This is a genomic window from Paracoccus sp. MKU1 (genome assembly GCF_001447385.1).
Lineage (GTDB): Bacteria > Pseudomonadota > Alphaproteobacteria > Rhodobacterales > Rhodobacteraceae > Paracoccus.
Map to the genome: position 1 here is coordinate 147,189 of NZ_LLWQ01000221.1, position 8,548 is coordinate 155,736.

6 protein-coding genes are annotated in these 8,548 nt (G+C 68.2%); 5 read left to right on the plus strand and 1 reads right to left on the minus strand.

Annotated elements, in window-relative coordinates:
• Positions 1 to 19 precede the first annotated feature (19 nt).
• Positions 20 to 2,563, minus strand: coding sequence for an aminopeptidase N (pepN, locus tag AQY21_RS26180; protein ID WP_058100504.1), 2,544 nt, complete (start codon positions 2,561 to 2,563; stop codon positions 20 to 22).
• Between the two features lie 154 nt (positions 2,564 to 2,717).
• On the opposite strand from pepN, the gene AQY21_RS26185 reads away from it, so the two are divergent.
• From AQY21_RS26185 to AQY21_RS26205, 5 genes are all read left to right on the plus strand, one after another.
• Entirely contained in the window at positions 2,718 to 3,404 is a 687-nt protein-coding gene (locus tag AQY21_RS26185; protein ID WP_058100505.1) for a hypothetical protein, read from the plus strand.
• 170 nt (positions 3,405 to 3,574) lie between these two features.
• On the plus strand, positions 3,575 to 5,725 hold the full coding sequence (locus AQY21_RS26190; RefSeq protein WP_058100506.1) for a malate synthase G: 2,151 nt from the start codon (positions 3,575 to 3,577) through the stop codon (positions 5,723 to 5,725).
• Entirely contained in the window at positions 5,722 to 6,168 is a 447-nt protein-coding gene (locus tag AQY21_RS26195) for an isoprenylcysteine carboxylmethyltransferase family protein (RefSeq protein ID WP_065169991.1), read from the plus strand. The genes AQY21_RS26190 and AQY21_RS26195 overlap by 4 nt, the downstream gene beginning before the upstream one ends.
• 10 nt (positions 6,169 to 6,178) lie before the next feature.
• A complete protein-coding gene (locus AQY21_RS26200; protein WP_058100507.1) occupies positions 6,179 to 6,859 on the plus strand; it encodes a D-lyxose/D-mannose family sugar isomerase in 681 nt (226 codons plus the stop codon).
• Between the two features lie 95 nt (positions 6,860 to 6,954).
• The gene (locus AQY21_RS26205; protein WP_058100525.1) at positions 6,955 to 8,529 is read left to right on the plus strand and encodes a Re/Si-specific NAD(P)(+) transhydrogenase subunit alpha; all 1,575 of its coding nucleotides are present in this window, start codon (positions 6,955 to 6,957) and stop codon (positions 8,527 to 8,529) included.
• The last annotated feature ends 19 nt before the right edge of the window (positions 8,530 to 8,548 follow it).

Below are 8,548 nucleotides of genomic sequence, written 5' to 3' on the forward strand. Positions count from 1 at the left end.
AAGGGTGGTTCGACCATGGTCAGGCGCCACCGGCAAGGATGCGCGTAACCATCTCGGACGTGTTGCGCGACAGGCCCTTCATGGTGGCCAGCCGGCCGAGCGCCGCGCGTGCATGGGCCTGGCGGCTGGCGTCATAGCGCGTCCAGGTTTCGAAGGCCGAACACATGCGCGCCGTGGTCTGTGGGTTCACCGGATCGAGCCGCATCAGCCAGTCCACGGTGAAATCGTAGCCTGAGCCGTCGGCGGCGTGGAAGGCCGCGTGGTTCGCGCTGAGCCCGCCGATCAGGGCGCGGAAGCGGTTGGGGTTCTTCCAGTCGAAATCCGGCCGTGCGGCAAGGTCGCGGGCGCGGGTCACGGCCCGCTCGGGCGCGGCGCGCAAAGGCTGGACCATGAACCATTTGTCCATGACCAGCCGGTTCTCGGCGAAGTCCCGTGCGAAACTGGCCAGCGCCTCGTCATCCCTGCCCGTGGCGATCAGGCATTCCAGCGCGCCCTGACGTTCGGTCATGTTCGCGGCCGTGCCGAACAGCGCCTCGGCCCGCGCGCCGCTGTCGATCCGCGACAGAAGGCCCAGGCAGGCCAGGCGCAGGCTGCGCCGCGCCGCGCCCTCGGCATCGGGCCGATAGGGGCCGGGGGTCTGCATCGCCTCGTAGAGCCGCGCCAGCGCCGGCTCATGCGCCCGGGCGATGTCGCAGGCCAGCGCCTCGCGCCCGGCATGGATGGCGTCGGGGTCGGGGATCTGGCCGCGGGCGGCGATGGTGGTGGCGATCTCTTCCTCGCCCGGCAGCGCCAGGCAGAGCGCGGCAAAGGCCGGGTCGGCCTCGGCATCGTCGAGCAGCCCGGCGATGGCGCGGCTGAACTCGGTGCCGCCTTCGCCCCCGGCCGCCCGCGCGATCAGCCCGTCCAGCGCCAGGTCGTGGCCGGCCTGCCAGCGCGCATAAGGATCGGTGTCATGGGCGAGCAGCAGCGCCTGCTCGTCCGCCGCGATCTCGCGCGAGACCGTCACCGGCGCCGAGAAGCCGCGCAGGAGCGAGACCACCGGCCGGGCGCCCAGCCCGTCGAAGCGGAAGCTCTGCTCGGTCTCGGTCATCTCCAGCACCGTGGTTGGCAGCACCTCGTCGCCATTGGGGCCGATCAGGCCAAGCGCGATGGGGATCACCCGCGGCGGCTTTTCCGGCTGGCCGGGGGTGGGGGCGGTTTCCTGGCGGAAATTCAGGGTCAGCCGACCGTCCCGCCAGTCCTCGGAAAGCGACAGGCGCGGGGTGCCGGCATCGGTATACCAGCGGCTGAACTGGGTCAGGTTGCGGCCGGTGGCATCCTCGAAGACCTTGATCCAGTCCTCGATGGTGCAGGCCTGGCCGTCATGGCGGTCGAAATAGAGGTCGAGCGCCTGGCGATAGCCGTCATCGCCGACCAGCCGCTTGAGCATGCCGATGACCTCGGCGCCCTTTTCATAGACCGTGGCGGTGTAGAAATTGTTGATCTCCTGATAGCTGTCCGGGCGCGGCGGATGCGCGAGCGGTCCGGCATCCTCGCGGAACTGCCGCGCGCGCAGGGTCTGCACGTCATGGATGCGCTTGACCGCCGCCGAACGCATGTCGGAGGTGAACTGCTGGTCGCGGAACACCGTCAGCCCCTCTTTCAGGCACAGCTGGAACCAGTCGCGGCAGGTGATGCGGTTGCCGGTCCAGTTGTGGAAATATTCATGGCCGATCACGCCCTCGATGCGCTCGTAATCGCCGTCGGTCGCGGTTTCGGCGCTGGCCAGAACCAGCTTGGAGTTGAAGATGTTCAGCCCCTTGTTCTCCATCGCGCCCATGTTGAAATCGTCCACGGCGACGATGTTGAACACGTCGAGGTCGTATTCGCGCCCGTAAGCCTCCTCGTCCCATTTCATCGAGCGGATCAGCGATTCCATCGCATAGCCGGCGCGGTCCTGGTCGCCGGGCCGCACCCAGACGTTCAGCGCCACCTTGCGGCCCGACATGGTGGTGAAGCTATCCGGGACCGCCACCAGATCGCCGGCGACCAGCGCGAACAGATAGGCGGGCTTCGGCCAGGGATCGTGCCAGACGGCCTGGCCCGGCGCCTGCGAGACCGGGTTGCCGTTCGACAAGAGCACCGGCTGGTCCGAGCGGATGGTGACGCGGAAGGGCGCCATCACGTCCGGGCGGTCGGGATACCAGGTGATGTGGCGGAAACCCTCGGCCTCGCATTGCGTGCAGAACATGCCGCCCGACAGGTAAAGCCCCTCCAGCGCGGTATTGGCCTCGGGGTCGATCTCGACTTCGGCCGAGAAGGTGAAGGCGTCGGGCAGGTCGGCGGCGGGGATCGCCAGCCGCTCGCCCTGGGCCAGCGCGAGGTCGAGCGGCATGCCGTCGATGGCCAGCGACAGCGTCCTGAGCCCGGCCCCGTCCAGCACCAGATCGCCCGCGGCCTTGCGGCGGAAGTCGATCTGCGAGCGCACCCGCGTCGCGCGGGGGGCGAGGTCGAATTCCAGCCGGGTCTCGGCGATCTCGTAGGGATAGGGGCGCCAGTCGGCGAGATATTGCGTGACGGTCATGCGGCACCTTCCGGGCAGGTGAAAAAAATCGACGGCACAGGGGAACTTGTGCGAAACCCAAGTGTTAGACGCAGGATAGCCGGGTCGCAAGCCGGGGCCTCGACCCCGGGCCGACCAGCCGCGCAGCAAGAAGCAAAAGAGCGAGGAACACCGAATGGCCCATTACGACCCGAACGATCCGAAGCGGACGGAAGGCACCGACCCACAGCGCCCGACCGCGGCGCCCGAGACCTATGTGGAGCCGGTCGAGCGGCGCGCCTCGCCCCTGCCGCTCATCATCGGCATCCTGCTGGCGCTGGCCATCGCCTATTTCGTGCTGCAATATTTCATGGGCAGCGACGAGGGCGCGACCACTACCGGCGAGGATGCCGCCGTGACCACCACCGAGCCCGCCGACAGCACCGCTGACGTGCCGGCCGGCACCACGACCGCTCCGGCCACGACAGACACCACCGCGACCGAAACCCCGGCCGAAGCGGCCTCGGATGCGGCCGAGGATGCCGCCACCGCTGCCGAGAATGCCGCCGACGCGGCGGGCGAGGCGGCCAGCGAGGCCGCCACCGCGGTCGAAAGCGGCGCCGAGGCCGCGGGCGAAGCGATGGGCGAGGCTGCCGAGGATGCCGCCACCGCCGCCGGCGAAGCGGCCCAGGATGCCGCCGAAGCCGCGGGCGAGGCCGCGACCGCCGCCCAGGATGCCGCCGAGAACGCCGCAGAAGCCGCGGGCGAGACCATGCAGGATGCTGGCGAGGCGCTGGACGACGCCATCACGGTGGAAGAGCCGGCAACCACCACGCCTCCGGCCGGCGAAACCACCACAACCCCGCCGCCGGCGAACAACTGATCGCCGTCTTGGCAGGGGAACCGCCGCCCGGAGGTCCGGGCGGCGGATTTTCAATTTTTTCGCAACTCTGAATTGCGGAACTCTTGAGGATCGGCCCGGTTGAAACATGGCGCCATTTGGCATACCACGGTGCACCAATCAGCCGGACAATTGAAGCAAGGGGAAGTGCGATGGGTCGCGTGGAAAAGGCAGGATTGCGGGTGGACGAGACGCTTGCCGCCTTCATCAACGAACGTGCGCTGCCCGGCAGCGGCGTCGAGCCGCGCCGTTTCTGGGAGGGGCTCTCGACGCTGATCCACAAGTTCGGTCCCCGCAACAAGGCGCTGCTGGACCGGCGCGAGGAACTGCAATCGGCCATCGACGCCTGGCATATCGCCCATCGCGCCGAGCCGAAGGATACCGGCGCATACCGCGATTTCCTGGCCGAGATCGGCTATCTGGCCCCCGAGGGCGAGGATTTCCAGATCGAGACGCCCGAGACCGACCCGGAATTCTCCAGCGTGGCCGGGCCGCAGCTGGTGGTGCCGATCACCAATGCGCGCTATGCGCTGAATGCGGCCAATGCCCGCTGGGGCAGCCTTTATGACGCGCTCTATGGCACCGACGCCCTGGGCGATCTGCCGCAGGGCAAGGGCTATGACGCGGCCCGCGGCGCCCGGGTGATCGCCTGGGGCCGCGATTTCCTCGACACCGCCGCGCCGCTGGCCGAGGGCTCCTGGGCCGCGATCGAGGGACTGTCGGTGCAGGGCGGCGCGCTGATCCCGGCGCTGCGCGAGGGGGCCAAGTTCGCCGGCCATCGCGGTGAGGCGGACAAGCCGACCGACATCTTCCTGAAGAACCACGGCTTGCTGATCCGCATCGTCATCGATCCGTCCAAGCCGGTCGGCGCGCAGGACAAGGCCGGCATCTCGGACATCGTGATCGAGTCGGCGCTGTCGGCGATCATGGATTGCGAGGATTCCGTCGCCTGCGTCGATGGCGAGGACAAGGCGCTGGCCTATGCCAACTGGCTGGGCCTGATGGACGGCAGCCTGGCCGAAGAGGTCGAGAAGGGCGGCAAGACCTTTACCCGCCGCCTCAACCCCGACGTGACCTTCACCGCGCCCGACGGCTCGGAGGTCACCGCCAAGGGCCGCGCCCTGATGCTGGTGCGCAATGTCGGCCACCTGATGACCAACCCCGCCGTTCTGGACCGCGAGGGCAAGGAGGTCTACGAGGGCCTGCTGGACGCCATGGTCACCGCGCTTTGCGCCAAGCGCGACCTGGACCGCGAGCAGGGGCCGAAGAACTCGGTCACGCAGTCGATCTATGTGGTGAAGCCCAAGATGCACGGGCCGGACGAAGTCGCCTTTGCCTGCGAGATCTTCGACTTCGTCGAGGAGGTGCTGGGCCTGCCGCGCCACACCGTCAAGCTGGGCATCATGGACGAGGAGCGCCGCACCTCGGCCAACCTTAAGGAATGCATCCGCGCCGCCAGGCATCGCGTGGCCTTCATCAATACCGGCTTCCTGGACCGCACTGGGGACGAGATCCATACTTCGATGGAGGCGGGCGCCATGCTCGCCAAGGGCGAGATGAAGACCCAGCCCTGGATCTCGGCCTATGAGGATCGCAACGTCGATATCGGCCTGGCCTGCGGGCTGGCCGGCAAGGCGCAGATCGGCAAGGGCATGTGGGCGATCCCGGACCGCATGGCCGAGATGCTGGAGCAGAAGATCGCCCATCCCATGGCCGGCGCCAACACCGCTTGGGTGCCCAGCCCGACCGCAGCGACCCTGCACGCGACGCATTACCACAAGGTCGACGTCTTTGCCCGCCAGGCCCAGATCGCCGCGCTGCGCCGGCCCTCGCGGCTGGACGACCTGCTGACCATCCCGCTGGCCGGCGGCCGCAACTATGGCGAGGCCGAGATCGCCCGTGAGCTGGAGAACAACTGCCAGGGCATCCTGGGCTATGTCGTGCGCTGGATCGACCAGGGCGTCGGCTGCTCGAAAGTGCCGGACATCAACGATGTCGGGCTGATGGAGGACCGCGCCACGCTGCGCATCTCGGCCCAGTCGCTGGCGAACTGGCTGCATCACGGCATCGTCTCGGACCGGCAGGTCATGGACGCCTTCCGCAAGATGGCTGCGGTGGTGGACCGCCAGAACGCGGGTGACCCGGCCTATGTGCCGATGGCGCCGGGCTATGACGGCGTGGCCTTCCAGGCGGCTTGCGACCTGGTTTTCCTGGGCCGCATGCAGCCCTCGGGCTATACCGAGCCGGTGCTGCATGCCCGCCGCCTGCAAGCCAAGGCGGAACGGACGAGCCGCGCGGCATGATCGCGCGGCTGGCCGCCTTGCCGCAGGCCTGGCTGGTGCTGTTCGCCTTGGCCGGGGCGGCGCTGGGATGGCTGATTCCGCTCGATCTGCCTGTCGCGCTGCGCGGGCTGGGCCTTTTTCTGGTCGGGGCGGCATTGGTCCTGATGGTCTGGGCGGCCCTGACCATGTGGCGGGCCCGCACCACGGTCATGCCCGGGCAGCGGCCCGAGGCGCTGGTGACGGACGGCCCATTCCGCCTTTCGCGCAATCCGATCTATCTCGCCGACCTGATTCTGCTGGCCGGGCTGATGCTGGCGCTGGCCGCGCCCGCGGGGCTGGTCATGGTGCCGGCCTTCGCCCTGTTCCTGCAACGGCGCTTCATCCTGCGCGAGGAAGCCGTCATCGCCGCCACTTTCGGTTCCGCCTATGAGCGCTATAGGATGACGGTCAGGCGCTGGATCTAGGGAGGGCATCGTGGAACGCTCGCGCATCAACCGCATCATGGCCGAGGCGGCCGAACTGATCGCCAAGGCGGGCTTCCACCTGCCGCCCTTTGCGCATTGGAGCCCCGAGGAATTTCGTGCCCGCGCCACGCCGGCGATTCGCGACGGGCGGCTGGGCTGGGACATCACCGATTACGGCCAGGGCGATTTCGACCGGCTGGGCCTGTTCCTGTTCACACTGCGCAACGGCCGGCTTGCCGACCTGCAAGCGGGCAGGGGCATGGTCTATGCCGAGAAGCTGCTGATCTCGCAGGAAAACCAGATCAGCCCGATGCATACCCATGTCATCAAGACCGAGGACATCATCAACCGCTGCGGTGCGACCCTGGCGATTCGGCTCTGCGGTTCGGACGCGCAGGGCCGCATGGACCGCAACGCGCCCTGCCGGGTCGATTGCGACGGCATCCCGCGCCAGATCGCGCCGGGCGGGGTGTTGCGCCTGTCGCCGGGCGAATCCGTGACCCTGCGGCCCGGCGACTGGCACGAATTCTGGGCCGAGGGCGGGCCGGTGCTGATCGGCGAGGTGTCCACGGTAAATGACGACCTGACCGACAATATCTTCGCCGCACCCATCGGCAGGTTCGCGAATATCGTCGAGGATGAGGCGCCGCTGCACCTTCTGGTCAGCGATTACGATTCTGACGCGACGTAACTTTTCCGGATCGCACCCGCCGTCACGCCCTTGTGAAAGATTGTTGCGCTCTGCTATGGGGGACGCTGGAAGTCGCTAACATGGGGGATCGCCTGGTGAGGATTGGCGGATTGAGGGAGCGTTTTGAGGGGGAGTCGCGTGTTTCGGTGACTCCGTCCTCTGCGGCGCATCTGCAGAAGCTGGGCCATGAGGTGCATGTGGAAACCGGCGCCGGGGTTCGGGCGGGGTTTTCGGACGCGGCCTATGAGGCGGCCGGGGTCAGCGTGCATCCCGATGCCGCGGCGCTGATCGGGGCGGTGGACGTGGTGGTCAAGGTGCGGCCGCCGAGCGAGGCCGAGCTGCGGCAGATGCGGCGCGGCCAGGTGCTGATCTCGCATTTCTGGCCGGCGCAGAACCCGGAGCTGCTGGAGCTGGCGCGCGAACAGGGCGTCACCGCCATCGCCATGGACATGGTGCCGCGGATCTCGCGGGCGCAGAAGATGGATGCGCTGAGCTCGATGGCCAATATCGCCGGCTACCGGGCGGTGATCGAGGCGGCGAACAATTTCGGCCGCTTCTTCACCGGCCAGGTGACGGCGGCGGGCAAGGTGCCGCCGGCCAAGGTGCTGGTGGTCGGCGCCGGCGTCGCCGGGCTTGCGGCGATCGGCGCCGCGGTCAGCCTGGGCGCGCAGGTCCATGCCTTCGACGTGCGCCCCGAGGTGGCCGAGCAGATCGAATCGATGGGCGCGGAATTCGTCTATCTGGACTTCCAGGACCAGGTGCAGGACGGCGCCGCCACCGGCGGCTATGCCGCGCCCTCCTCGCCCGAGTTCCGGGAAAAGCAGCTCGAGAAGTTCCGCGAACTGGCGCCCGAGATGGACATCGTCATCACCACGGCGCTGATCCCCGGCCGCGACGCGCCGAAGCTCTGGACCGCCGACATGGTCGCGGCGATGAAGACCGGCTCGGTCATCGTCGACCTGGCGGCCGAGCGCGGCGGCAATTGCGAGCTGACCGTCCCGGACGAGCGCATCGTCACCGAAAACGGCGTGGTCATCATCGGCTATACCGATTTCCCGTCGCGGATGGGCGCCCAGGCCTCCGAGCTTTACGGCAACAACATCCGCCACATGCTCTCGGACCTGACGCCGGGCAAGGACGGCGTCATCGTCCAGAACATGGAGGACGACGTGATCCGCGGCTCGACCGTCACCCATGACGGCGACGTGACCTGGCCGCCGCCGCCGCCCAAGGTCGCGGCCATCGCCGCCGCGAAGCCCAAGGAAAAGCCCAAGGAGCCGACCCCCGAGGAACGGCGCGCGCAGGAAATCGCCGCCTTCCGCGCCCAGACCCGCAGCCAGGTGACGCTGCTCGGCGCCGGCGCGGCGCTGATGCTCTTGGTGGGGCTGTTCGCCCCCGCGAGCTTCCTGTCGCATTTCATCGTCTTCGTGCTGGCGGTCTTCGTCGGCTTCCAGGTGATCTGGAACGTCAGCCATTCGCTGCACACGCCCTTGATGGCGATCACCAACGCCATCTCCTCGATCATCATCGTCGGCGCGCTTCTGCAGATCGGCTCGGGCGGCTGGCTGGTGGTGGCTCTCGCGGCGCTGTCGGTGCTGATGGCGGGCGTCAACATCTTCGGCGGCTTCCTGGTCACGCGCCGGATGCTCGCCATGTTCCAGAAGTCGTAAGGGGAGAGGGCGCATGGAA

What these genes read in the sequence shown, in the direction of transcription:
- pepN (WP_058100504.1), bottom strand. Translation starts at nt 2,563, where the DNA reads ATGACCGTCACGCAATATCTCGCCGACTGGCGCCCCTATCCCTACGAG.
- AQY21_RS26185 (WP_058100505.1), top strand. Translation starts at nt 2,718, where the DNA reads ATGGCCCATTACGACCCGAACGATCCGAAGCGGACGGAAGGCACCGAC.
- AQY21_RS26190 (WP_058100506.1), top strand. Translation starts at nt 3,575, where the DNA reads ATGGGTCGCGTGGAAAAGGCAGGATTGCGGGTGGACGAGACGCTTGCC.
- AQY21_RS26195 (WP_065169991.1), top strand. Translation starts at nt 5,722, where the DNA reads ATGATCGCGCGGCTGGCCGCCTTGCCGCAGGCCTGGCTGGTGCTGTTC.